We start from the raw sequence: 24,895 nt of genomic DNA, 5'->3' as shown, positions 1-24,895 counted from the left end.
AAAATTATCTGGTTTTATTTGGTGATTTTTGACTGCAATAGCAAAAAGAACGGTGTCAAATGCAATTTGCGAGCTAAGTTTATCTATTAAATTATTGATTCTTATTCTGATATAATGCGGGTTCTGCTTACCTTTGTCGACTTAAAAAAAAAGAAGTGAATTTATCCCAGTACACAAAAGAGTTTTCCTATAATTTACGATTAGCATATCCTATTATTTTAGGAATGCTCGGGCATACAATTGTTGGTATTGTCGACAATATTATGGTGGGGAAACTAGGGCCAACAGAGTTAGCAGCAGTTTCTTTAGGCAATAGCTTTGTTTTTATAGCAATGTCACTAGGAATTGGATTTTCTACTGCGATAACTCCTTTGGCAGCCGAGGCTGATGGAAAGAATGATATTGAAGAAGGGCGAAGTGTGTTTCATCACGGCTTGTTTTTATGTACTGTTTTAGGTTTGACTTTATTTCTGATTATTTTCTTTTTTAAGCCTTTGATTGCTTTTATGGGACAGCCGGATATTGTGGTTGAAATGGCAAAGCCTTATCTCGATATAGTAGCTTTTTCACTTGTACCTCTGATTATTTTTCAAGCCTATAAGCAATTTGCTGACGGGAAATCAGAAACTAAATATTCCATGTGGGCTACTATCATTGGTAATTTAGTTAATGTTGTAATCAATTATTTCTTGATTTATGGGATTTGGTTCTTTCCTAAGATGGGAATTGTGGGAGCTGCAATTGGTACGATTGTTTCTCGTATTGTTATGTTGATTTTTATGCATTATGCTTTGGCTAGAAAGCCAAAATTTTATCCCTATTTTGAGAATTTCAGTTTTAAAGAAATCAAAAAAAAGATGCTCAATAAGATTATCAACTTAGGTTTGCCTTCGTCTATGCAAATGTTTTTTGAGGTCGCTTTGTTTACAGGAGCAATTTGGCTTTCGGGACTTTTAGGAACGACAAGTCAGGCTGCTAATCAAATTGCGCTAAGTTTAGCATCCTTAACTTTTATGTTTGCCATGGGATTGAGTGTGGCTGTAATGATTAGAGTAGGAAACCAAAAAGGATTGATGGATTTTGTGAAATTACAGCTTGTGGCACGATCCATATTTTTATTGGCAATACTTCTTGAAATTGTATTTGCAATCATTTTTGTGGTTTTTCACCAATATTTGCCTGAATTATTTGTGAATGTCAATGATATGAAACACATAACTGAAACTAAGGAAGTGATTTTTATAGCCTCTCAGTTGTTATTTGTGGCAGCAGTTTTTCAAATTTCTGATGGAATCCAAGTCGTTGTTTTAGGAGCTTTACGAGGATTACAAGATGTGAAAATACCAATGTACATTACTTTTGTGGCTTATTGGGTTATAGGTTTTCCAATTTCAATTTACCTGGGATTGTATACCAATTTGAAAGCAGTAGGAATCTGGATAGGACTTTTGGCTGGGTTAACGGCAGCAGCTTTATTTTTGTATATTCGCTTTGCAAGATTGACCCGAAAACTGATTTTAGACAGCGAAAAAAACAGCATTAATTAATAAATAGAACATGGAATTACCAAAATTTTTACTGGGAGACAATACTGATTTTCCAGATGATATCTTTATCATTCACTTAGATTATCCTAGATTTATCATCAATTTGAAAGATGATGAGGTAGAATTTATGGAAGAAGCTGAAGATCTTGATGAAGCAGAATTAAATACGGAGATGGAAGGCTTGATAGAACAAGCAAATGCTTTCTATGACCGAGAGATGGAACGTTACGAGAAGGAGTAGGTTTATTTTACTACAAGTTAGTTTGTGGTATAGTATCTTTAAAAAACCCGAGCTTGTTTTCAAACAAGCTCGGGTTTTTTAAATTATAAATCAGTTATAATAAATTCACTACGTCTGTTGAGTTGATGTTCTTCTTCGGTGCATTCTACTCCATCAGCACATCTGTTTACGAGTTGGTTTTCGCCATAACCTTTACCTATTAATCTGTTTTTATTGACTCCGTTTTTTATTAACCATTTAATAGTTGATTTGGCTCTTCTGTCAGATAAAGCCTCATTGTATTTAAATGTTCCTCGGCTATCAGTATGTGAACGTATGTCTAGCTTCATATTAGGATATTGGTTCATTACATCTAATATTTTTTCTAAATCAATTGCTGCTTCCACTCTGATATCTGATTTATCAAAATCGAAATAAATCATTTTTATACCAAAACATTTACCTAAATCATCACCTACAGCCACTTTACATTGCGCTTTCTCTAAAGCAATAGGTAAATGTGTTTTTCCATTGTCTTTAGCAATTGTTATTTTTTGTTCTTTGGTTGTATAATCCGTTTTCTCAGCTCTAACATTATAGGTTTCGCCACATTCTACAGCAAAGGAATAATTCCCTTTTTCATCGGAAACAGTGTTTTTAATTAGATTAAAACGGCTGTCATACAAACTAATTTTAGCGTCAGATAAGATTTCGGCCGTTGCTAAGTCCGTTATTTCACCATAGAGTAGTTGTTCGCAAACAAGTCTTCTGGTTTCTAAAAACTTATAAATATCGTCAAATCCTTGTCCGCCAGCTCTATTGGAACTAAAAAAACCTCTTCTTGACTTTGTATCAATTAAATAAGCAAAATCATCCATTGGAGAATTAACATCTGTTCCAACATTTTGTACCTCACCAAAAGCGCCGTTTGAATTCATTTTAGATACAAAAACATCCAATCCTCCAAGACCGGGATGTCCATCTGAAGCAAAATAAATTTCATTTTCATCAGTGACAAAAGGGAAGGTTTCTCTGCCTTCGGTATTAATTGTATTGCCTAAGTTTTCAGGAGTACCGAAGGTTCCGTCTTCGTTAATTTGCACTTTAAATATATCGGATTGTCCTGATGTACCGGGCATATCTGATGAAAAATACAAGATTTTTTCGTCAGGACTCAAAGCAGGATGTGCTGTGCTGTAATTATCGCTGTTAAAAGGAAGTTCGGAGATATTTATCCATTTTTCATTTTCCAGAGTAGCTTTGTATATTTTTATTAAAGTAATTTTATTTGCATCCTTTCCTTTTTTGCCATCAATATAATTGTTTCGGGTAAAATACACGGTCTTTCCATCTTTTGTAAAAGTAGGAGTGGCTTCATTAAACTTGGAGTTGATGTGTTTATCGAACTTTTTTGGTGAGTTGGGTGTCATGTTATCTCCTAAATCAGCACTATACAAGTTGGTGAAGTGTTGATTGGTCCATGCATGTTTTCTTTGTCCAAGATTACCGGTATCTCTAGCGGAAGTGAATACAATTTTGTTTGAATAAATGGCTGTCCCATAATCAGAATATTTAGAGTTGATTCCCGCATTTTCTATTTGGTACCTTCCTGAATTTGCCTTAATTTCATCTAAATAGTTTCTATTTTTTTTAAAAAGAGTTCCTCTGCTATCGTTTGCTGCTATTTGATTGAATTTATCTAAAATTTGATCTGCTTTGGCGTTTTCCCCTATAGATCGTAATGATTGGGAATAGCGATAATAATAAACAGGTTCTAGATCAGTAGTCATGGCAAATAATTCACCATACCATTTAGCCGCTTTGTCTAATTCTCCGTTGAAATAATAAGAATTTCCAAGTTTCTCAAATATGTCCGCTGATTTGTATCCTTTTTCGGCAACCTTTTCATAGGTTTTTATGGCATCTATATAAGCATACTTTTCATATTTTTTGTCGGCAGCAATTACTTTCGCTTTTTGGGAATAAATGTTAAATGAAAAAACACTTATTAGTATGATGTAAAAGAGTGTAATATTTTTCATAATAATTGTTTTTTATATGAATCTTGGAGTTATCTTTTTTGTCAAATTTTTGTTGTCAATATCTTAGATTTTTGTTTTAATCTTTCAATCACTTCATCGGCTTTATTATTTTGACCAATGAATCTTAGAGATTCTGCATAACGATAATAATATACCGGTTCTAAATCAGATGTCATGGCAAATAATTCTCCATACCAAATTGCTGCTTTGTCTAACTTAGAATTTGAATAAGATGCATTTCCTAATTTTTGAAATAGATCTACTGATTTATATCCTTTTACAGCAATCCTTTCGTAGGTTTTTATAACATCAACAAAAGCATATTTATCACTTATTTTTTCTGTTACATAATTTTTTTCATTTTGTGTATAGCCAATAAATGAAAGAAAATTTATTATTACTAAAACAAGTAGGTTGTTTTTCATAGTAGTTGTTTTTTAAAAGAATCTAGGGGTTGTTATTTTTTTATTTTTTGTAAATAGTTCATAACGTAAGAAAACTTCATGTGAGCCAGAATTATAACTGTTAAGACGAGTTGTTTCATGGTCATAACCGTATCCTATATACAAGGCATCAGAGACTTGAAAACCAGCCATAGCACTTACTGCAGCGCTCCATCTATAAGCAGCTCCAATCATAAATTTGTCGTTAAACAAGAAGTTTGCGGAAACATCTACTTGTAGGGGAGCTCCCTCGACCATTTTTGTAAGTAGGGCAGGTTTGAATTTTGCAAATGTACTTAAATCAAATACATAGCCAGCAATTAAGTAAAAGTTAATTTTCTCTTTATAAATTCTTACATCATTATCATCATAACGGTTTGTCTCAATAAAATTAGGAACGGAAAGGCCTAAGTACGCCTTGTTAGAATGTAAATAGAGACCAGCGCCAATATTTGGTGAGAATTTATTATTATAATCATGCAAGCTCGGGTCGTCATCGACAGGATTCAGCTGTGTGACATCTAAATCAAACAAATTGGCAGTTGCTTTTATACCAAAAGAAAGCTTGAAAGTTTCTGAAGTAGGAATGGTATAAGATAAATCAGCCGATATGGTGTTCTCATGGGTTGGTCCAATTTTGTCATTAATGAAAGAAACGCCTAATCCTAAGTTACTTTCATTTAAAGGAGTATTAACTGACACTGTATTGGTAACAGGGGCTCCATCGAGACCTACCCATTGTGTACGGTGTAAGGCAAATATACTCAAGGCTCCTCTTGATCCAGCATAAGCGGGATTCACATTGATTGTGTTGTACATATATTGTGTAAATTGAGCATCTTGTTGTGCATAACTTACAGCTACAGTAAACAGCAAAGCGAATAATAGTATTCTTGTCTTCATTTTGTTTCCTTTTTTAACCTGAGGGTTGCTAAGCCCTCAGGGATTAGATTTGAGATAAGTTTATCTTGTAAGGTATAAATACCCGTCTTTTTTATTGGTTTGGATATTACCATTTAAATCAACTGAAGTATAATTCAAAATATAATAGTACGTTCCTGTAGGTAAACCAGATGATTTACTGATGGTTGTTCTACCTCTTGAGTAACCGTCAAAAGCATTAGTTTGATTGTTGTAGTTTTTGGTTTCAAAAACCAATACACCCCAGCGGTTGTAAATCTCAACTGTGTTTTCTGGATAACAAATAGTATCGTCAATACCGTCGATTACAAAATTTTCATTAATTCCATCTCCATTTGGAGAGAAGGCATTATGAACAAGTATACTTTCACAGCCTAATACACCGGCTTTTTCAACAATTACAGTATCGGAAGCGCTAATTGGAGTCCCACGTGGTGATACCCCATCTGCTGTAGCAATATTAGTTATCGAGTCGTTTGCTAGGTCTTCTTTAGTTATTGTATGAGTTTGATTGAATTCTTTAGATTCACCAGCACTAAGATTAAAGCTGTTATTTGTTGTGTCTAATCCAGTTAGGGGATCTTTCACGATAATGTTATTAATTGCCACATTACCTGTGTTTTTTACGATGATAGTATAATTGATTACATCTCCTACAAAGCTATAAACATCAGTTATTGTATTATGACTAGTGACAGTTGCAGTCTTGATAACCTCTAAAATAGGGTTTTGAGGTATCTCAGTAATCGTGCAATCAGGACAGTCTTCCTTGACAGGACATGTTGTACAGGGTGTAGGATCTGTAGAAGTAGCCGTTACCGGGTTACCAACGGGAGGAGTTCCAGTAGCCGTGGCTAAATTGTAAACTATGGCTGCATTAATGTCTTCTTGAGTAATGTTATGAACCGCTGTAAACGTTGTACTATCAGAAGCACCAGCTTGAAGTGAAGTAATAGGTCCACCTGAAACTACCGCATTATTATCGGTAACTGTTATATTAGTTAGAGTGACATTTCCTGTATTGGTAACCACAAAATTATAGATTACTTTATCTCCAATATTGGTTATTCCGTCTTGATTAGTATCTTGATAGGTTCCGTCTTTTGTAATTGCAATAGAAGGATTTTGTTCCAAAGTTGTAATCGTACAATCAGGACAGTCTTCCTTGATAGGACATGTTGTGCAAGGTGTAGGATCTGTAGAAGTAGCTGATATAGGTTCACCAATAGGAGGAGTTCCAGTAGCCGTAGCTAAATTGTAAACTATGGCTGCATTGATGTCTTCTTGAGAGATGTCATGAGTTGCGGTAAAAGTAGTACTATCAGAAGCACCAACTTCAAGAGTGGCAATAGGTCCACCTGAAACTACCGCATTATTATCGGTAACTGTTATATTAGTTAGAGTGACATTTCCTGTATTGGTAACCACAAAATTATAGATTACTTTATCTCCAATATTGGTTATTCCGTCTTGATTAGTATCTTGATAGGTTCCGTCTTTTGTAATTGCAATAGAAGGATTTTGTTCCAAAGTTGTAATCGTGCAATCAGGACAGTCTTCCTTGACAGGACATGTTGTGCAAGGTGTAGGATCTGTAGAAGTAGCTGATATAGGTTCACCAATAGGAGGAGTTCCAGTAGCCGTAGCTAAATTGTAAACTATGGCTGCATTGATGTCTTCTTGAGAGATGTCATGAGTTGCGGTAAAAGTAGTACTATCAGAAGTACCAACTTCAAGAGTGGCAATAGGTCCACCTGAAACTACGGCATTAATATCAGTAACTGTTATATTAGTAAGAGTAACATTTCCTGTATTGGTAACCACAAAATTATAGATTACTTTATCTCCAATATTGGTAATTCCGTCTTGATTAGTATCTTGATACGTTCCGTCTTTTGTAATTGCAATAGAAGGATTTTGTTCCAAAGTTGTAATCGTACAATTAGGACAGTCTTCCTTGACAGGACATGTTGTACAAGGTGTAGGATCTGTAGAAGTAGCTGATATAGGTTCGCCAATAGGAGGAGTTCCAGTAGCCGTAGCTAAATTGTAAACTATGGCTGCATTAATGTCTTCTTGAGAGATGTCATGAGTTGCGGTAAAAGTAGTACTATCAGAAGAACCAACTTCAAGAGTGGCAATAGGTCCACCCGAAACTACTGCATTATTATCTGTTACCGTTACATTAGTTAGAGTGACATTTCCTGTATTGGTAACTATAAAGCTATAGATTACTTTATCTCCAATATTGGTAATTCCGTCTTGATTAGTATCTTGATACGTTCCGTCTTTTGTAATTGCAATAGAAGGATTTTGTTCCAAAGTTGTAATCGTACAATCAGGACAGTCTTCCTTGATAGGACATGTTGTACAAGGTGTAGGATCTGTAGAAGTAGCTGATATAGGTTCACCAATAGGAGGAGTTCCAGTAGCCGTAGCTAAATTGTAAACTATGGCAGCATTAATGTCTTCTTGAGAGATGTCATGAGTTGCGGTAAAAGTAGTACTGTCGGAAGCACCAACTTCAAGAGTGGCAATAGGCCCACCTGAAACTACTGCATTATTATCTGTTACCGTTACATTAGTTAGAGTGACATTTCCTGTATTGGTTACTACAAAGTTATAGATTACTTTATCTCCAATATTGGTGATTCCATCTTGATTAGTATCTTGATACGTTCCGTCTTTTGTAATTGCAATAGAAGGATTTTGTTCCAAAGTTGTAATCGTACAATCAGGACAGCCTTCTTTGACAGGACATGTTGTGCAAGGTGTAGGATCTGTAGAAGTAGCCGATACCGGATCGCCAATAGGAGGAGTTCCAGTAGCCGTAGCTAAATTGTAAACTATGGCTGCATTAATGTCTTCTTGAGAGATGTCATGAGTTGCGGTAAAAGTAGTACTATCAGAAGCACCAACTTCAAGAGTGGCAATAGGCCCACCTGAAACTACTGCATTATTATCTGTTACCGTTACATTAGTTAGCGTTGCAGTACCTGTATTGGTAACTACAAAGTTATAGATTACTTTATCCCCAACATTGGTAATGCCATCATTATTAGAATCCTCATAATTACCATCTTTAGTAATAGCAATTGAGCATATATGTATTGTTAAAGTAACAGCAGTACGAGTTAAACTAGGACAAGAAGTACTATTGTATACAGACTCAGCATAATAGGTTATTGTTCCAACAGTATCAAGAATAGGATTTTGAACTACTGTTCCACCGGTATCTTTATCATACCAAACAATATATTGACCCTGAGGTACAGATGCAATTGCAGTTAAAGTTTGAATTGAAGGATTTTTACACTCAGCTATGTTTCCGCTAGAAATTGGCGCATTAGGCGCCGCATTGATAGTTAAAGTTACGGCAGTTCTAGTCAAACTCGAGCAAGTTCCATTAGAAGCTTGAGCATAATAGGTAGAAGTTCCCACACCAACCTGTGTTGGATCAGTAATCAAAGTCCCGCCAGTAGCTGCTGTATACCAAATAATTGTTCCTCCTGTAGCCGTAGCTGTAAGTGTTTGGGTTAGAGTTCCGTCAGAACATACGTTTTGATTTCCACCGGAAGTCGGAGGATTAGATGCCGTATTGATAGTTAAAACTACCGGAGTTCTAGTCAAACTAAGGCAAGTTCCATTAGAAGCTTGGGCGTAATAGGTAGAAGTTCCCACCCCAACCTGTGTAGGATTAGCAACCAAAGACCCTCCGATAGCTGCTGTATACCAGGTAATTGTTCCTCCTGTAGCCGTAGCTGTAAGAGTTTGGTTTAGAGTTCCGTCGGTACATACGGTTTGATTTCCGCCAGAAATAGGGGCACTAGGAGCTGGATTGATAGTTAAAGTAACGGCAGTTCTAGTTAAACTCGAGCAATTCCCATTGGAAGCTTGAGCATAATAGGTAGAAGTTCCCACACCTACTTGTGTCGGATTGGCAATCGGAGATCCCCCTGTAGCTGCTGTATACCAAGTTATAGTTCCTCCAGTAGCCGTAGCCGTAAGTGTTTGTGTTAGGGTTCCATCGGTACATACGGTTTGATTTCCTCCAGAAATAGGGGTATTAGGAGCTAGATTTATAGTTAAAGTCACGGCAGTTCTAGTCAAACTCGAGCAAGTTCCATTGGAAGCTTGGGCGTAATAGGTAGAAGTTCCCACCCCAACCTGTATAGGATTAGCAACCAAAGCCCCTCCAATAGCTGCTGTATACCAGGTAATTGTTCCTCCAGTTGCAGTAGCTGTAAGAGTTTGTGTTAGGGTTCCATCGGTACATACGGTTTGATTTCCGCCAGAAATAGGGGCATTAGGAGCCGGATTGATAGTTAAAGTAACGGCAGTTCTAGTCAAACTAGGGCAAGTTCCATTAGAAGCTTGAGCATAATAGGTAGAAGTTCCCACCCCAACCTGTGTAGGATTAGCAACCAAAGACCCTCCGATAGCTGCTGTATACCAGGTAATTGTTCCTCCAGTTACAGTAGCTGTAAGAGTTTGTGTTAGAGTCCCGTCGGTACATACGGTTTGATTTCCGCCAGAAGTTGGAGGATTAGGAGCTGGATTTATAGTTAAAGTCACGGCAGTTCTAGTCAAGCTAGGGCAAGTTCCATTAGAAGCTTGAGCATAATAGGTAGAAGTTCCCACTCCAACCTGTGTTGGATTAGCAATCGGAGACCCTCCTGTAGCTGCTGCATACCAGGTAATTGTTCCTCCAGTTGCAGTAGCTGTAAGAGTTTGTGTTAGGGTTCCATCGGTACATACGGTTTGATTTCCTCCAGAAATAGGGGCATTAGGAGCCGGATTGATAGTTAAAGTAACGGCAGTTCTAGTCAAACTAGGGCAAGTTCCATTAGAAGCTTGGGCGTAATAGGTAGAAGTTCCCACCCCAACCTGTGTAGGATTAGCAACCAAAGACCCTCCGATAGCTGCTGTATACCAGGTAATTGTTCCTCCAGTTGCAGTAGCTGTAAGAGTTTGTGTTAGGGTTCCATCGGTACATACGGTTTGATTTCCGCCAGAAATAGGGGCACTAGGAGCCGTATTTATAGTTAAAGTCACGGCAGTTCTAATCAAACTCGAGCAAGTTCCATTGGAAGCTTGGGCGTAATAGGTAGAAGTTCCCACTCCAACCTGTGTTGGATTAGCAACCAAAGTCCCTCCGGTAGCTGCTGTATACCAAGTTATAGTTCCTCCAGTAGCCGTAGCTGTAAGAGTTTGTGTTAGGGTTCCATCGGTACATACGGTTTGATTTCCGCCAGAAATTGGAGGATCAGGAGCCGCAGGATTGGTGATGGTTCTTGATTTTATAATGGTACAGCCATTAGTATCGGTTATGGTTACTGAATATGTGCCGGCTACTAAATTAGTAAGGTTTTGATTATTTACTTGCCCACTTGGAACTATACCACCATCCGTAGCTGTCCATGAAAAATTGTAAGGTGAAGTACCTCCGGTTGGAGTTAAGTTAATGCTACCGTCAGCCGTGCCAAAACAACTTGGATTGCTAGTAACGAATTCACCATTTACACCACTATTAATTGTTAAAGAAGGTAATGTACCGCATTTAGGACTAATAGTTGAAGGATTTAAAGGACAGGTACTATTTGGAGAGGCATCTGTCCATGCTAAATATAAATTAGTTATTTTTAGTATATTACCGCAGGTGTAAGTTATGGAATTTGAAGCAAGGTTGGTTATAGTATTACCAGGAAGAGGGCCTACACAACCAGTTATTGAAGTAGAAGAAATTAATGAACCGTCATTGCCACTATATTCTTCCAAAGTTCCCCAAAAAGCAAACGAAGTTCTCGTAGAACCAGTTGTGTTGTCGATGGACAAAGTCAACGTTCTGTTTATCGAAGTAGCTACCGGACATGAATTACATAGATCACCTCCGGAGAGAGAAGCTCCTGCCAAACTCAAATCTTTAGATGTACAGCTACTTGCAGGAGGGAAAGTTTGAGCAAGTGTTACCGTCGTAAAGATGGAGAAGATTATTAAAAAAAAAGTAAATAATTTTGTCGAATGAGTAAAAATTGATTTCATATTGATTTATTTTAAATCGTTAGAAAATGGGATGAATTTATGTAATAGAATTCACGTCTAATGAGTGTAAGAGGTATTGAAAGTTGATTTTTTTTTCGCTGCTTTTCAGCTTTCAAATGGGGTGAATCAATATTTTTGGAAGTTTTTTCCAAGAAATTGATAAAAAGATCGATAGAGATGATTTTTTTTGATTTCAAATATCCTTTCATCCTTGCCCTAAGTTTAAGGGTGCGAAATAATAAATAAATAGAACCGTGTAATGTAAAGAAAACCAATGATTTATAAACAACTTTCTTTTTCGTAGAACCAATTTTTGCTTCCATATTTTAATTTTTAATTAATGATTGACGATAAAAAAGTTAAATGCAATGATTTTCTTCAATGATGAAGATGAACATAAACATGCCAGTTAAGAAATGGGGCGAATTAAATTAATTTAAAAAGGAGGCAAATAGGACCTCTAAAAAAAATAATAATTAAGGGTGTAATCTTGTAAGTATTTAATAAATTCAAAAATTAAACATCAGCGGTATTTGTTTACTTTTCAAGGATGAAAGTCTTTTTTTTGGGGTTAAAAGAGTCTTTTCCTCGCCAGGAGCTTTTTAAGTTTCAAACGGTTTACAAACAGTTTGTTAAAATATATATTCAAAGTTATGAATTATTAATATTATTGATTTTTTTTGTCCATCAACAACCTAAAAAATCGTTGAATTGTGTTTTTTATGAAAAAAAATACAATTCATGTTAAAGCTGGATATATGTAGTTGTTTTTTAAGCACTTATGTATTTGTCTCTTTGTAAGAAGTAATGATATGATATTGCCAGTAGTTTGGAGTTTTATGGTTGTATCAAAATATAGAGAACAAATTATTAGCTTTATGAACACGCATTCAAATGCTATTATTGTAGGATTAAAAATAAATTAAGCACAGAAGAAACGATAGTATTTGAAAATAAAAAGTTTGCTACTGTTTTTTATACTATCTAAAAAAGGTGGTTTTAGAAAAAAATATAGTCTACTCTTTAAAATACTTTTCCAATAATAATTGAGCGGCTGCAAAGGGTGAAGTTTCATCATTTTGCACCGCTTTTTTTGTTAAATCCATTAATTTTTGAATATCAGGATTATTGAAGAAATTAAGTTTTAATTGCTCGTTTATGGTTTCGAGCATCCAATATTCATTTTGCTCTGCACGTTTTGTGTCAAAATAAGAATTGCTTTTTGTTAGTTTTAGGAATTTCTCTATGGTTTCCCAAACTTCTGGAATGCCTTCATGTGTAACGGCACTGCAGGTCGCCGTTGTAGGAATCCAGCCTGATTTTTTAGCAGGGAAAAGATGCAAGGCTCTGTTGAATTCGGTTTTTGCCAATTTTGCTTTTTTGATGTTATCGCCATCGGCTTTGTTGATAACGATGGCATCTGCCATTTCCATTATTCCTCGTTTAATACCTTGTAATTCATCGCCTGCTCCAGCAATTTTTAGCAATAAAAAGAAATCGACCATACTGTGAACAGCAGTTTCACTTTGTCCGACGCCAACTGTTTCTATGATGATCGTGTCAAAACCACAAGCTTCACAAAGAGTAATGGTTTCACGGGTTTTTCGAGCCACACCACCCAAAGTTTCGCCAGAAGCCGATGGCCTAATATAAGCATTTGGGTCTTTGACCAATTCTTCCATCCGGGTTTTATCTCCCAGAATACTTCCGTGACTAATTGTACTGCTGGGATCAACGGCAAGAACCGCCACTTTTTTTCCTAAACTAGTCAAGTATTTCCCAAAAGCCTCTATAAAGGTACTTTTTCCAACGCCCGGTACTCCAGTAATTCCTATTCGAACCGATTTATTAGCATGAGACAAACAGGCATTAATTACTTCATTGGCTTTTGCCAAATGATCCGGATTGGTGCTTTCGACCAAGGTAATCGCCCGACTTAAAGCGGTAATGTTTCCTTCTAAAATTCCGTTAACTAACTCTGTCGATGAAGGCTGTGTCTTTCTAAACTGCTGAATGTTTTTTACAACAGCGGCGCTGATAATTTCTGGTGGAGAAATTCCGGCTTTTTCATGAAGTGCACTAGAATGGGATTTTTTGTTTGGCAAAGCGTATGATTTGAAAAGTAAAAGTAATGAAAATTAGTTGTTTTTTGTTTTGGACAATAAACAAATAGTAGGTAGAAAAGGGAAAGTCTTTAATATCTAAATTGATTAAAGAGTTATTGTAATTAAAAAACATTGAAGTTTAAAAAAGTTGTAAACCCTGCTGACGACAGAGAATTTTGCTTGAAATTTAAAAAGAACAGTTTCAAAAAACAAATTGCTTCTTGAAACTGTTTTTTTAATTACTTAATTAATAAGCAGCTGTAAAACGAGCCTGATGATGTTTTGCGGTTTCGGCTTCGTCAGCAATTACAACTGCAGCATCTTCAACCGATAAAATACTTCGGTTATTTTTGTCAAAAACTGGATTTTCTAATCCCAAACGGTATTTTCCAGTTCGCCCTGAAGTGATTCCTGGGTTCATTTCAAAAGCAGGGCTGAAAAATGTCCAATCCAAGTCTTTTTCTTCTTTAAGGATGTTTAAATAATCTCTTGCTGCCGATGCTCCTGCATAATATTCTTTTGGAAAATCGGCTGTATCTACAGCTTGTAAGTCTGGTGCCACATATAAACTTCCTGCGCCACCAATAACAATAAACCTTTTTACTCCTGATTTTTTTACCGCTTCCTGAATGGCTTTTGAACCCTCAATAAAATCATTGTATAAATTTGGATTTGTCCATCCTGCATTGAAAGCACTAATTACCAAATCATTTTTGGCCAATATTTTAGCTATTTCTTCGGGATTATTTATGTCTGCTTTTTCCCATTTGACATTTTTAGTTTGGTCATTTTTAGGATTCCGAGCTATAGCTGTAATCTCGTGATTGCGGCTTGCTAATTCTTTTAAAATGGATGAACCTACAAATCCTGTGGCTCCAATAATTGCGATTTTCATAATTGTATGTTTTAAAAGTAATAAAAAAAGTTACAGTTTTGGATAAAAAAATAGTTCTAAAATTTATTAGAAAAATCTTCCAATGAAATACCGCCTAATTGTAAGCTGATTTTTTCGTTGATATTTTCATATAAATCTTCTAAATTTTTATTTATTTCTTTCCCAACAGGGCATTCCGGATTGGGTTTGTTTTTTGAGAAACCCAAACTTACCTTGTCAAAGGTTATTTTGAAAATAGCATCTAATGAAACTTTTGAAGCTGATTTCAATAGTTTCGTTCCACCATTTTTGCCTTCTTTACTTTCTACAATATTATTTTTTTTCAGGTTAGCAATTTCTTTTCTTACCAACACCGGATGCAAGTTTAAACTTCCAGCTATAAATTCTGACGATAAGAATTCGTTTGGGAATTTAGAGAGTAAAGTAAGGATATGTACTGTTATTGCAAATTTGCCTGAAATCATACTGTAATAAAATAGTTTACAAATTTACAAACAAAATTGGAATTTCCAAAATCTATGCTTCTTATCTAAATCAAAACATAGTTTGCTTCTTCTCTAAAACAATTTTAATAGTATTTTTGTTTTCAATTTTAAGCTATGTACAATTTTATAATAATCTTCGTTTTTTTAATTTTTGGAATGGTTTTGCAAAGAGTTAAATCGTTTCCATCGCATAGCTATAAGCTTATAAATAATTTCGTAATTTATATTTGCCTTCCTGCTTTGGCTTTGTATTATATACCCAAGATCCATTGGGATAACCGGCTACTGTATCCCATAGGAGTGGCTTGGATTGGATTTCTTTTCTCCTATTTGTTTTTCAGTTTTCTAGGAAATAAATTTGGTTGGTCCAAAAAACTTACGGGTTGTTTAATTCTAACGGCAGGTTTTGGGAATACATCGTTTTTGGGTTTTCCTATTATTCAGGCTTTATATGGCGAAGAAGGGCTGAGAATGGCAATTTTAGTCGATCAGCCCGGTACTTTTGTGGCTCTATCTACTTTTGGGATTTTAGTGGCAACGCTATATTCTTCTGGAAGTGTCAATGGAATCTATATTGCCAAAAGAATCCTTTTTTTTCCTCCATTCATTGCTTTTTTGGTGGCTTGCCTGATGAATATTTTTGGTTTCGATTTCCATCAGTACATTCAATTGCTGTTGCAAAAAGTAGGAATAGCGATGACACCTTTGGCAATGCTTTCCGTTGGATTACAATTGCAATTCGATAGGAGAAGTAAGCATTTAAAATTTTTAGGTCTTGGTCTTTTCTATAAACTGTTTTTGACTCCAGCGTTATTGTATTTTTTATATGTAGTGGTTTTGAACCAAAATTCTAAAATGATTCATGTGGCTATTATGGAGGCGGCGATGGCGCCAATGATAACAGCTTGTATTATAGCGTCTTCTTATGGTTTAAAGCCTAGATTAAGTAGTATGATGATTGGTTTTGGAATTCCAATTTCTTTTGTCACCTTGATTTTCTGGTATTTTATCGTTGAATATCTTTAATTTAGAGCTATTTGTATAGAATCTAATTTTTAAAATTAAAAGTTTGGTTTGTAGAGATTTAAGGTTTTATTTGTGATGGCTGTTGCTTGTCTTGTAGAATTTTTTTATTAATTTTAGATGAATTTAAAACTGTATTCATCATGGCAACATTACGATTAGGAGATATAGCTCCGGATTTTGAGGCAGAAACGACTCTTGGTAAAATTCATTTTCATGAATGGTTAGGAGATTCTTGGGGAGTATTATTCTCTCATCCGGCAGATTTTACGCCAGTTTGTACTACAGAATTAGGTACTGTGGCCAATTATTCTAAAGAGTTTGAAAAGAGAGATACAAAAGTAATTGCTTTGAGCGTCGATGGATTGGATTCGCACTTAGAGTGGATAAAAGACATAAATAAAACCCAACATACTACGGTAAATTTTCCTATTATAGCTGATGCTGAAAAGCGTATCGCTACTTTATATGATATGATTCATCCTAACGCAAATGATCATTTTACTGTGCGTTCTGTTTTTATCATTTCTCCGGACAAGAAGATAAAATTGATATTTACCTATCCAGCATCGACCGGAAGGAATTTTGACGAAATTTTGCGTGTTATTGATAGTTTGCAGTTGACAGCAGATTATAGCGTTGCAACGCCGGCAAACTGGAAAGATGGAGATGATGTGGTGATTTCTCCTTCGGTACCTGACAGTGAAATTCCCCAAAAATTTCCAAAAGGTTACCAGCAAATAAAGCCTTATTTGCGAATGACTCCACAACCCAATAAATAAAAGTTGGAATTTACAATATTAAAAAAAGGACTTTGAAATCGTTTCAAAGTCCTTTTTTTGGAGTTTAAGATGAGAAATTGGAGTTAGCTTTCTTTGCGATTGGTTATCAATAAACCTGAAATTATAATTCCCATACTTATGATTTGGGTCAGTGAAATTTCTTGGTTTAAAGAAATATAAGCCAAAATTCCACTAAAAACAGGGATTAAATAATATATTAAAGCTGTTTTATTAGTACCAATCAAGCTAATAGCTTCATTCCATAAATAGTAGGACACTAGTGAAGCAAATAGCCCAACATAAGTTGTTGCCAAAAATGTTGTGCTGTCTAAAATTACTTTTTTATAGAAAAAATGTTCCCAAAGATAGAACGGAAAAAGAAAGAGAACTCCCAAAACAAAAATACTGAATAAGAATACTTTTGGAGGTATTTCTTTGGATTTTATTCGAACTAATATGGTATAACAGGCGAAGAAAAAACAAGCGGCTAACATTATAAAATCGCCTACAGTAAAATTTATTTCGAGCAAAGATTGTAGAGAGCCTTTGGTAACAAGCACTAAAACTCCCAAAATAATTGTTAGAATTCCGATGATTTTGATAGTGGATATCTTTTCTTTAAAAGCAATTCGAGATATTGCCACAATAAATAAAGGAATCGAAATAGCAATTAACGATAAATTTACTGCCGACGTCGTTTTTCCTGCAAAATAAATTAACGTATTGAAGATAGTGATTCCCAGTACAGCTGTAATTATAAGATACCAGATGTTCTGTTTTATTAATGCCTTGTTTTTAATTGTGTTTCTAATGGCAAATGGAGCCAAAATAATACTGGCTATTGTCCATCTCCAGAAAGCAAGACCTACAGGAGGAATGTGTCCTTTTATTCCGCTGGCAATTACCATATTTACTGACCAAAGAAAGGTAGCGCTGAGTGCAAAAATAACGCCTTTAGTTTCATTATTCATTCAGGGAACTTTAAGCAGTTGTTTTAAATTAATCCTTTTATTTTGGCATGTTGCAACAATACTATTGTTTTGGCATCTTTTATTTGCCCTGATTCAATCATATCGTAAGCTTTATCGTAGGACATTTCCAGAACCTCTATATTTTCTTCTTCGTGTTCCACGCCACCACCTTCATTGACTTTCATAGATTCATCATATTCTCCAACGAATAAATATAAAATTTCGGTTACGGCACCCGGAGACATATAGGTTTCCATCACTTTTTGAACTTTGGTAATGCGATAACCAGTCTCTTCTTCGGTTTCTCTGATAACACATTGTTCAGGATTATCTTCGTCCAATAGCCCGGCACAAACTTCAATCATCATGCCCGATTCATTACCGTTAAGATAGGTTGGCAATCTAAACTGTCTTGTTAGTATTACCGTTTTTTTCTTTGAGTTATATAGTAAAATAGCTGCGCCGTTTCCGCGATCATAGACTTCCCTTGTTTGGGTTACCCAGGAGTTGTCCTTTTTTTGGTAATCGAAAGTGACTTTGTTCAGGATGTACCAATTGTCAGAAAGCAAATCGGTTTGTTTGATTTTTATTTGAGGATCGTTCATTGGAATTTATTTGTGAGCTAGAATTTTGCTAAAATAAAAAACGCTCTGAAATTTCAGAGCGTTAGTGAATCTTATTTAAGGATTGTTTGTTTTCTGTCTGGTCCAACAGAAACAATTTTTATCGGAACCTCTACTTCCTTTTCTATGAACTCGATATATTCTTTCAATTCAATCGGCAATTCATCATAAGTAGTCATACCGGTTAAATCAGCTTTCCATCCTTTGAATTCTTGGTAAACCGGAGTAACATTTTCCGGTTCGATATTGTATGGGAAATGAGCTATTTTTTCGCCTTTGTAGTTGTAATCAGTACATACTTTTAAAGTTTCAAATCCTGAAAGAACATCGCCTTTCATCATCATTAACTGAGTAACACCATTGATTTGAACAGCATATTTTAATGCTACTAGGTCTAACCATCCACAACGTCTTTGTCTTCCGGTAACCGATCCAAATTCATTTCCGATACGTGCCATCGTAGAACCGTCTTCGTCAAAAAGTTCCGTAGGGAACGGTCCGCTTCCAACACGAGTTACGTATGCTTTGAAGATACCGTAAACTTCTTTGATTTTATTTGGAGCAATTCCTAAACCGGTACAAGCACCAGCGGCAGTTGTATTTGAAGAAGTTACAAATGGGTAAGTTCCAAAATCTACATCAAGTAAAGAACCTTGAGCACCTTCACATAAAATTGATTTCCCCGCTTTTTGAGCTTGGTGTAAATATTCTTCGCTATCAATAAAATCTAATTTTTTTAGATCTTCGATAGATTCAAAAAATTCTTTTTCTAACTCTTCAAGATTGTATTGAATGTTTACATCGTAAAATGCAATCATGGCTTCATGCTTGTCAGCCAAAGCTCTGTAACGTTCTTTGAAATCTTCTAGTTCAATATCTCCAACACGAATACCGTTTCTACCGGTTTTGTCCATATAAGTTGGTCCAATACCTTTTAGAGTAGAACCAATTTTTGCTTTTCCTTTCGATGCTTCAGAAGCAGCGTCAAGCAAGCGGTGTGTAGGCAAGATTAAATGAGCTTTTCTCGAAATGATTAGTTTCGATTTTAAGTCCAAATTAAATTTTGCTAAACCGTCAATTTCACTTTTAAAAACAACTGGGTCAATCACAACTCCGTTACCGATGATGTTTATGTTATTTTCATGAAAAATTCCAGAAGGAATGGTTCTAAGTACGTGTTTTATTCCGTCAAATTCTAAAGTGTGTCCCGCATTAGGTCCTCCTTGAAAACGAGCAATAATATCATATTTTGAAGTAAGTACATCAACGATTTTACCTTTCCCTTCATCTCCCCATTGTAATCCTAGTAATAAATCTACGGTCATTCTGTTTATTATTTGTAGTTAATTTTTATCGAATGAACAGCTCTTAAGTTGTTCGTGTTTTTAAAATTGTATGTTCTAAATTGTGCTATCTGATTTTGGACTTTTTCTAACTCCATATAAGTATAAAGAGTGATTGGTGATTTCAATATCAAATATTTCTTCAATAGTTTTCTTGATGGTTTGTATCCTAGGATCACAAAACTCAATTACCTCACCGGTATCGGTCATTATAATATGGTCGTGTTGTTTGTCAAAGTACGATTTTTCATAATGAGCCTGATTTTGCCCAAACTGATGTTTGCGCACCAAATTACAGTCTAATAGTAATTCGATGGTGTTGTATAGCGTGGCTCTACTGACACGGTAGTTTTTGTTTTTCATTTTGATATAAAGATTTTCTATATCAAAATGCTCCTCGCTTTCGTAAATTTCTTGAAGTATAGAGTAACGTTCAGGAGTTTTTCGATGTCCTTTTTGTTCAAGATACATTGTAAAAACATTTTTTACAATTTCTTGGTTTTTGTCGTTATCTGTGGAAATTAGTGTCATATTTGGCAAAGATAATTTATTATTTTAATAGTTCTATAGTTTAATACTTATAAGAGGATAATTTTGTGAGTTTTGAAACAATAATAGGAGTAAAGTTTGGGAATTAGTTTTTATAAATCCGGGTCACTTTATCTATTCCGTCAACTTTTTTGATATTGTCTATTAGCTTTTTCAAAATTGTACTGTTTTGAACCACAACCGTCACCTGACCTTTAAAAAGTCCGGCTTCACCGCTCAAGGTTAGGCTTTGAATATTTACATGCATATTGTTCGAAATCACCTTGGTCAACTCGTTAGTAAGTCCTAGAGAATCCATTCCCGTAATAGTAAGAATAGCTTTGAATTCCTGTTGGGTCGAATCAATCCATTTGGCTTGCATGATGCGATAAGCGTAATTGGACTGCATTGCAATGGCATTAGGGCAATCTTTTTTATGAACTTTGATTCCTTCGTTGATAGTGACAAATCCAAAAACCTGGTCTCCCGGAATTGGATTGCAACAAGTTGATAGTTTATAATCTAGTTTGTCCTGTTCTTTACCAAAAACAAGCATGTCATAATTACTATTCAATACTTGTTTGTGAATGTCTATATCAGCAGTTTGCCCGGAACGTTTAATTTTATTTTTAAAGAAATTGATTAAAGTATTGCTTTTTTGGGCGGCAAAGTCTTTGAGCTGTTGGTTGTCGATAGAACCTATTCCAACTCTGTAAAACAAATCTAAACTGGTTTTTAATTTAAAGAAGTTGACTAATTCATTGACAACGGACTCGTTTAAATTAACTTTAAGATGTTTTAATTTACGCGTTAGCAGTTCTTTTCCGTCTTCGGCAATCTTTTTGGTGTTTTCGTTTAGAACATTCCTGATTTTGTTTTTAGCTCTGGACGTAGTTACATAATCAAGCCAGTTTATTGTAGGTTTTTGATTTTGAGAAGTGATAATTTCTACCTGATCTCCACTTTTTAACTCGTAATTTAAAGGGACTAGTTTTCCGTTTACTCGTGTTCCTCGGGTCTTAATTCCTATTTCGGAGTGGATGCTAAAAGCAAAATCAAGAGAAGTTGCTCCTTTTGGTAAGGATTTGATATCTCCTTTTGGGGTAAAAATATAGATTTCTTTAGAATATAAATTCATCTTAAAATCCTCTACAAAATCTACGGCACTGGTTTCCGAATTTTCAAGGGCTTCTTTGAGCAAATTCAGCCAACGGTCTAAACCGCCTTCTTCTGTTGCGCCATTTTTGTATTTGTAATGAGCTGCATAGCCTTTTTCGGCAATTTCGTCCATGCGTTCACTTCGTATTTGAACTTCTACCCAGCGACCTTTTGGTCCCATTACAGTGATGTGCAATGCTTCGTAACCGGTTGATTTTGGCGATGAAATCCAATCACGCAAACGACTTGGGCTGGGTCTGTAATGATCTGTTACGATCGAATAAATTTTCCAAGCCAGAAATTTTTCGTCATGCGGAATAGACTTGTATACGATGCGAAGGGCAAATTTGTCGTAAACTTCATCAAAGCTTACGTTTTGTGCCTTCATTTTTCTTCGAATGGAGTAGATTGATTTTGGGCGCCCTTTTATGATATAATCAACATTTTCTTCGTCCAAAGAAGCTTTAATAACATCTGAAATATCTTTGATGTAAGCATCTTGTTGCTCTTTGGTCTCTTTTATTTTGCTTACAATGTTGTTGTAAACTTCGGGTTCGGTATATTTTAAACCTAAATCTTCTAATTTATTTTTTATTTTATATAAACCCAAACGGTGTGCAAGTGGAGCGTAAATATATAGTGTTTCCGAAGCAATTTTGATTTGCTTGGCATTTTCCATAGATTCCATCGTTTGCATATTGTGCAATCTGTCGGCTATTTTTATAAGAATTACACGTACATCATCATTAAGAGTCAATAACATTTTACGAAAATTCTCGGCTTGCATAGACACATTCAAGTCTTTTTGTACCAAAGAGATTTTTGTTAACCCTTCAACAAGCTGTGCTACTTTGGGGTTAAATAAACGCTCGATTTCTTTTACGGTTGTAGGAGTGTCCTCGACAACATCGTGCAATAATGCTGCGGCAATTGAAGTGGCTCCCAATCCTATTTCTGAAGCAACAATTTTTGCCACGGCAATAGGGTGAAATATATAGGCTTCGCCTGATTTTCTTCGTTGTTCTTTATGGGCTTCTACGGCAACGTCAAAGGCTTTTCGAATGAGTTTTTTGTCTTCGTTTGACAAGGTTTGGTAACTGATTCGGAGTAATTCTTTATATTCTTGAGCGATTGCTTTATTTTCTTTTTCGATATCTATTTCTGTCATAACTTCATGGTTCATTTTCTAAAAATAGCGATTAGTTATCATATATGCAAGGGGTAAGTAGGGCTTCTGATTATAATATTTTAGTAGCGATTTTTTGATAAGATTTTCTAAATCCTAATCCTAAAATCCTCTTTGTCTTTTGGCTTCAAAAATCAAAATTGCTGCGGCAACGGAAACATTCATGCTGTCAATTTCGCCTTGCATAGGAATAATGATGTTTTGTGTGGCGGCATCGCGCCATTCTTGTGTTAAACCTGTCGCTTCTGTGCCCACAACTAAAGCGGTTGGAGTAGTGTAGTCTTGAGTGTGATAGGAGGTCGAGTTTTGTAAGGTGGCACAATAAAAATTGATCTTTCTTTCTTTCAGGAATGCGATAATTTCATTGGTTGTACCTGTGGCAATTTGGTTGGTAAACAAACAGCCCACACTTGAGCGAACAATATTTGGGCTGTATAAATCACTTTTCGGGTTGGCAATAATTACCGCATCTAGGTTTGCGGCATCTGCGGTGCGCAATAAAGCGCCTATGTTTCCTGGTTTTTCGGGAGCTTCGGCAACAAGAATTAAAGGATTATCGGATAGTTTTAAATCGGATAAATGCAATGATTTTGTTTTGGCTATAGCCAAGATTCCTTCGGTGGTATCGCGATAGGCCAGTTTTTGATAGACTTCTTTATTGATTTCTATCAGTTCGGCATTTCCGGAAATTTTTTTTGTTTCGGATTCAGAGCAAATTTCAGCCAAGAATAAAATCGTTTCTATTTCATAACCACCTTTTAGGGCTAATGTGATTTCACGTTTTCCTTCTATTAAAAAACTTCCCGTTTGTTTACGGTTTTTTGCTTTTTCTTGTAATAATACCAAGGATTTTATGAATGGATTTTGAATAGAAGTGATGTGTTTCAAGGTATTCTAAAATTTAATTATTATTTATTAAACAAAGATACATAGAGAAATTTCAGTTTTTATAAATTTGAAATAGAATATTCGAGAATCTGGAGAAAAGAGTTTGTTTATTTATTTTATCAGAACTGTTTTACGCGAGTATTTTTCTTTAATTTTGCTTAAATTGTTTTAGTCAAAACAATTTTTTTCTGCAATTTAAATTCAAAAATAATCATGTTTCATTTATTAGATATCATTGGGACAATGGCTTTTGCTATGTCAGGTGCATTAACGGCAATGAACAAAAAGTTAGATCCTTTTGGGGTTTTTATTATCGCTTTTGTGACTGCTGTTGGTGGAGGAACCTTGCGTGATGTCATGATTGGTAGGACTCCGGTGGGATGGATGCTTGATTTAAAGTACGTTTACGTGATAATTTTTGGATTTGTGTTGACTTTAGTGTTTCGAAAAAAAATGGATAAATTGCGAACTTCATTATTTCTGTTTGACACCATTGGATTAGGAGTTTTTACATTAATAGGTCTCGAAAAAGGAATCAGCATTGGTTTGCATCCCGTTATATGTATTGCCATTGGAACAATGACTGCCTGTTTTGGCGGAGTAACCCGAGATATTTTGTGCAATGAAATTCCGGTAATCTTTAGAAAAGAGATTTATGCTACGATTTGTATCCTTGGCGGAATCGTATTTTTTATTCTGAAAAAATTCCATCTAGACAATGATATTTTGTACCTAACAACTTCGTTAGTGATTATTTCGGTACGCTTGATGGCGGTCAAATTCAAATGGTATTTGCCCGCTTTAGGGAATAAATAAAAAAATCTTTTGCGGAAATTTATAATTTATCCGCAAAAGAAAATTTGGATTTAATTTTAGGTGATTCTAAAGCTAAGTATCGTTTTTGTAAGAGATATAAAGAAAAGAATTAAACGGCTCTTTGAACCACTTCAAAAATTTTAGTATCCTCGCATTTCAAGGTTTTCGATGGGAATTTCATCAATAAGGCATAATCGTGTGTCGCCATTATAATTGTTTTTCCGTTCGCGTTTATTTGTCTTAAAAGTTCAAGGACTTCGGCGCTGGTTTGAGGATCTAGGTTTCCTGTAGGTTCATCAGCAAGAATAAGTTCGGGGTCGTTAAGCAACGCTCTGGCAATGGCAACACGTTGTTGTTCTCCTCCAGATATTTGATGCGGCATTTTATTCGCATAATCTTTCATGCCTACCTTGTCTAATACTTCATCAATTTTATGATCCATTTCGTCTTTATCGACCCAGCCAGTAGCTTTTAGTACAAAAAGCATATTATCTTTTATGGTACGATCTGGTAATAATTTGAAATCTTGGAAAACAATACCAATTTTTCTTCTCAAAAACGGAATGTCATCTTCTTTTAAAGTTCCCAAATCAAAATCTACAACATGTCCTTCGCCTTCGTTTAAAGGTAAATCGGCATAAAGTGTTTTCATTAAGCTACTTTTTCCTGATCCTGTTTTTCCAATGATGTATAAGAATTCACCGTGGTTTACATCCAAATTAATATTAGATAAAATTACCTTATCTTCTTGATAAATGGTTGCGTTTTTTAAAGACAGTACAGCTTGAGACATAATTAACATTTGTTTATTGGGTAAAAGTAATAAGATAACGCTTCTATTCAAAATAAATTTTATCAATAAAGAGCATTCGTTAAA

The 24,895-nt window shown here is 35.3% G+C and carries 20 protein-coding genes; 5 read left to right on the top strand and 15 right to left on the bottom strand.

Translation table 11 applies throughout. From position 1 onward, the window contains the following. The first annotated feature begins 155 nt into the window (after positions 1-155). Complete coding sequence (locus tag ACMDB5_RS14555; protein WP_413998988.1) at positions 156-1,547, top strand: MATE family efflux transporter; 1,392 nt, start codon at positions 156-158, stop codon at positions 1,545-1,547. A 10-nt stretch (positions 1,548-1,557) separates the two neighbouring features. After that, positions 1,558-1,788, top strand: coding sequence for a hypothetical protein (locus ACMDB5_RS14550; protein ID WP_413998987.1), 231 nt, complete (start codon positions 1,558-1,560; stop codon positions 1,786-1,788). Between the two features lie 83 nt (positions 1,789-1,871). Here ACMDB5_RS14550 and ACMDB5_RS14545 read toward each other — a convergent pair whose 3' ends face one another. The 8 genes from ACMDB5_RS14545 to ACMDB5_RS14510 form a co-directional block, all read right to left on the bottom strand. After that, the gene (locus tag ACMDB5_RS14545; RefSeq protein WP_413998986.1) at positions 1,872-3,809 is read right to left on the bottom strand and encodes an OmpA family protein; all 1,938 of its coding nucleotides are present in this window, start codon (positions 3,807-3,809) and stop codon (positions 1,872-1,874) included. Positions 3,810-3,850: 41 nt separating this feature from the next. Continuing rightward, complete coding sequence (locus ACMDB5_RS14540) at positions 3,851-4,234, bottom strand: flagellar motor protein MotB (RefSeq protein WP_413998985.1); 384 nt, start codon at positions 4,232-4,234, stop codon at positions 3,851-3,853. Between the two features lie 12 nt (positions 4,235-4,246). Then, entirely contained in the window at positions 4,247-5,155 is a 909-nt protein-coding gene (locus ACMDB5_RS14535) for a type IX secretion system membrane protein PorP/SprF (protein WP_413998984.1), read from the bottom strand. 60 nt (positions 5,156-5,215) lie between these two features. Then, positions 5,216-11,215, bottom strand: coding sequence for a gliding motility-associated C-terminal domain-containing protein (locus ACMDB5_RS14530; RefSeq protein ID WP_413998983.1), 6,000 nt, complete (start codon positions 11,213-11,215; stop codon positions 5,216-5,218). 11 nt (positions 11,216-11,226) lie between these two features. After that, positions 11,227-11,538 (bottom strand): hypothetical protein, encoded by a 312-nt coding sequence (locus tag ACMDB5_RS14525; RefSeq protein ID WP_413998982.1) that lies wholly within the window; start codon positions 11,536-11,538, stop codon positions 11,227-11,229. Positions 11,539-12,231: 693 nt separating this feature from the next. Then, entirely contained in the window at positions 12,232-13,320 is a 1,089-nt protein-coding gene (meaB, locus tag ACMDB5_RS14520) for a methylmalonyl Co-A mutase-associated GTPase MeaB (RefSeq protein WP_413998981.1), read from the bottom strand. Between the two features lie 247 nt (positions 13,321-13,567). Then, the gene (locus ACMDB5_RS14515) at positions 13,568-14,215 is read right to left on the bottom strand and encodes an NAD(P)-dependent oxidoreductase (protein ID WP_413998980.1); all 648 of its coding nucleotides are present in this window, start codon (positions 14,213-14,215) and stop codon (positions 13,568-13,570) included. Positions 14,216-14,271: 56 nt separating this feature from the next. After that, complete coding sequence (locus tag ACMDB5_RS14510; protein WP_413998979.1) at positions 14,272-14,679, bottom strand: Rrf2 family transcriptional regulator; 408 nt, start codon at positions 14,677-14,679, stop codon at positions 14,272-14,274. Positions 14,680-14,814: 135 nt separating this feature from the next. Here ACMDB5_RS14510 and ACMDB5_RS14505 point away from each other — a divergent pair, with 135 nt between their 5' ends. Beyond that, positions 14,815-15,726, top strand: a complete 912-nt coding sequence (locus tag ACMDB5_RS14505; RefSeq protein WP_413998978.1) for an AEC family transporter — start codon at positions 14,815-14,817, stop codon at positions 15,724-15,726. Positions 15,727-15,866: 140 nt separating this feature from the next. Next, entirely contained in the window at positions 15,867-16,505 is a 639-nt protein-coding gene (locus ACMDB5_RS14500) for a peroxiredoxin (protein ID WP_413998977.1), read from the top strand. A gap of 83 nt (positions 16,506-16,588) precedes the next feature. On the opposite strand, the gene ACMDB5_RS14495 is transcribed toward ACMDB5_RS14500, so the two are convergent. The 6 genes from ACMDB5_RS14495 to ACMDB5_RS14470 all read right to left on the bottom strand — a co-directional run bounded on the left by ACMDB5_RS14495 (position 16,589) and on the right by ACMDB5_RS14470 (position 23,202). Next, complete coding sequence (locus tag ACMDB5_RS14495; protein ID WP_413998976.1) at positions 16,589-17,476, bottom strand: DMT family transporter; 888 nt, start codon at positions 17,474-17,476, stop codon at positions 16,589-16,591. 23 nt (positions 17,477-17,499) lie between these two features. Beyond that, positions 17,500-18,081, bottom strand: a complete 582-nt coding sequence (gene nudK / locus ACMDB5_RS14490) for a GDP-mannose pyrophosphatase NudK (protein WP_413998975.1) — start codon at positions 18,079-18,081, stop codon at positions 17,500-17,502. 71 nt (positions 18,082-18,152) lie between these two features. Then, positions 18,153-19,424: an adenylosuccinate synthase gene (locus ACMDB5_RS14485; RefSeq protein WP_413998974.1), complete on the bottom strand. Its 1,272-nt coding sequence runs from the start codon at positions 19,422-19,424 to the stop codon at positions 18,153-18,155. 75 nt (positions 19,425-19,499) lie between these two features. After that, positions 19,500-19,973, bottom strand: a complete 474-nt coding sequence (locus tag ACMDB5_RS14480) for a Fur family transcriptional regulator (protein WP_413998973.1) — start codon at positions 19,971-19,973, stop codon at positions 19,500-19,502. Positions 19,974-20,076: 103 nt separating this feature from the next. Beyond that, complete coding sequence (locus ACMDB5_RS14475) at positions 20,077-22,296, bottom strand: RelA/SpoT family protein (protein ID WP_414000395.1); 2,220 nt, start codon at positions 22,294-22,296, stop codon at positions 20,077-20,079. 120 nt (positions 22,297-22,416) lie between these two features. Then, a complete protein-coding gene (locus tag ACMDB5_RS14470; protein WP_413998972.1) occupies positions 22,417-23,202 on the bottom strand; it encodes a TrmH family RNA methyltransferase in 786 nt (261 codons plus the stop codon). A gap of 213 nt (positions 23,203-23,415) precedes the next feature. Here ACMDB5_RS14470 and ACMDB5_RS14465 point away from each other — a divergent pair, with 213 nt between their 5' ends. After that, a complete protein-coding gene (locus ACMDB5_RS14465; protein WP_413998971.1) occupies positions 23,416-24,018 on the top strand; it encodes a trimeric intracellular cation channel family protein in 603 nt (200 codons plus the stop codon). A gap of 109 nt (positions 24,019-24,127) precedes the next feature. Here ACMDB5_RS14465 and ACMDB5_RS14460 read toward each other — a convergent pair whose 3' ends face one another. Continuing rightward, entirely contained in the window at positions 24,128-24,811 is a 684-nt protein-coding gene (locus tag ACMDB5_RS14460; RefSeq protein ID WP_413998970.1) for a cell division ATP-binding protein FtsE, read from the bottom strand. Positions 24,812-24,895 lie beyond the last annotated feature (84 nt).

The sequence above is a fragment of the Flavobacterium sp. W1B genome (genome assembly GCF_047344965.1).
Classification (GTDB): domain Bacteria; phylum Bacteroidota; class Bacteroidia; order Flavobacteriales; family Flavobacteriaceae; genus Flavobacterium.
Note: the sequence above shows the minus strand (reverse complement) of the source record. Positions and strands in the feature narration are given on the sequence as shown.

What these genes read in the sequence shown, in the direction of transcription:
- ACMDB5_RS14550 (WP_413998987.1), top strand. Translation starts at nt 1,558, where the DNA reads ATGGAATTACCAAAATTTTTACTGGGAGACAATACTGATTTTCCAGAT.
- ACMDB5_RS14540 (WP_413998985.1), bottom strand. Translation starts at nt 4,234, where the DNA reads ATGAAAAACAACCTACTTGTTTTAGTAATAATAAATTTTCTTTCATTT.
- nudK (WP_413998975.1), bottom strand. Translation starts at nt 18,081, where the DNA reads ATGAACGATCCTCAAATAAAAATCAAACAAACCGATTTGCTTTCTGAC.
- ACMDB5_RS14525 (WP_413998982.1), bottom strand. Translation starts at nt 11,538, where the DNA reads ATGGAAGCAAAAATTGGTTCTACGAAAAAGAAAGTTGTTTATAAATCA.
- ACMDB5_RS14530 (WP_413998983.1), bottom strand. Translation starts at nt 11,215, where the DNA reads ATGAAATCAATTTTTACTCATTCGACAAAATTATTTACTTTTTTTTTA.
- ACMDB5_RS14480 (WP_413998973.1), bottom strand. Translation starts at nt 19,973, where the DNA reads ATGACACTAATTTCCACAGATAACGACAAAAACCAAGAAATTGTAAAA.
- ACMDB5_RS14460 (WP_413998970.1), bottom strand. Translation starts at nt 24,811, where the DNA reads ATGTCTCAAGCTGTACTGTCTTTAAAAAACGCAACCATTTATCAAGAA.
- ACMDB5_RS14510 (WP_413998979.1), bottom strand. Translation starts at nt 14,679, where the DNA reads ATGATTTCAGGCAAATTTGCAATAACAGTACATATCCTTACTTTACTC.
- ACMDB5_RS14505 (WP_413998978.1), top strand. Translation starts at nt 14,815, where the DNA reads ATGTACAATTTTATAATAATCTTCGTTTTTTTAATTTTTGGAATGGTT.
- ACMDB5_RS14465 (WP_413998971.1), top strand. Translation starts at nt 23,416, where the DNA reads ATGTTTCATTTATTAGATATCATTGGGACAATGGCTTTTGCTATGTCA.
- ACMDB5_RS14475 (WP_414000395.1), bottom strand. Translation starts at nt 22,296, where the DNA reads ATGACAGAAATAGATATCGAAAAAGAAAATAAAGCAATCGCTCAAGAA.
- ACMDB5_RS14495 (WP_413998976.1), bottom strand. Translation starts at nt 17,476, where the DNA reads ATGAATAATGAAACTAAAGGCGTTATTTTTGCACTCAGCGCTACCTTT.
- ACMDB5_RS14500 (WP_413998977.1), top strand. Translation starts at nt 15,867, where the DNA reads ATGGCAACATTACGATTAGGAGATATAGCTCCGGATTTTGAGGCAGAA.
- ACMDB5_RS14515 (WP_413998980.1), bottom strand. Translation starts at nt 14,215, where the DNA reads ATGAAAATCGCAATTATTGGAGCCACAGGATTTGTAGGTTCATCCATT.
- ACMDB5_RS14535 (WP_413998984.1), bottom strand. Translation starts at nt 5,155, where the DNA reads ATGAAGACAAGAATACTATTATTCGCTTTGCTGTTTACTGTAGCTGTA.
- ACMDB5_RS14545 (WP_413998986.1), bottom strand. Translation starts at nt 3,809, where the DNA reads ATGAAAAATATTACACTCTTTTACATCATACTAATAAGTGTTTTTTCA.
- ACMDB5_RS14485 (WP_413998974.1), bottom strand. Translation starts at nt 19,424, where the DNA reads ATGACCGTAGATTTATTACTAGGATTACAATGGGGAGATGAAGGGAAA.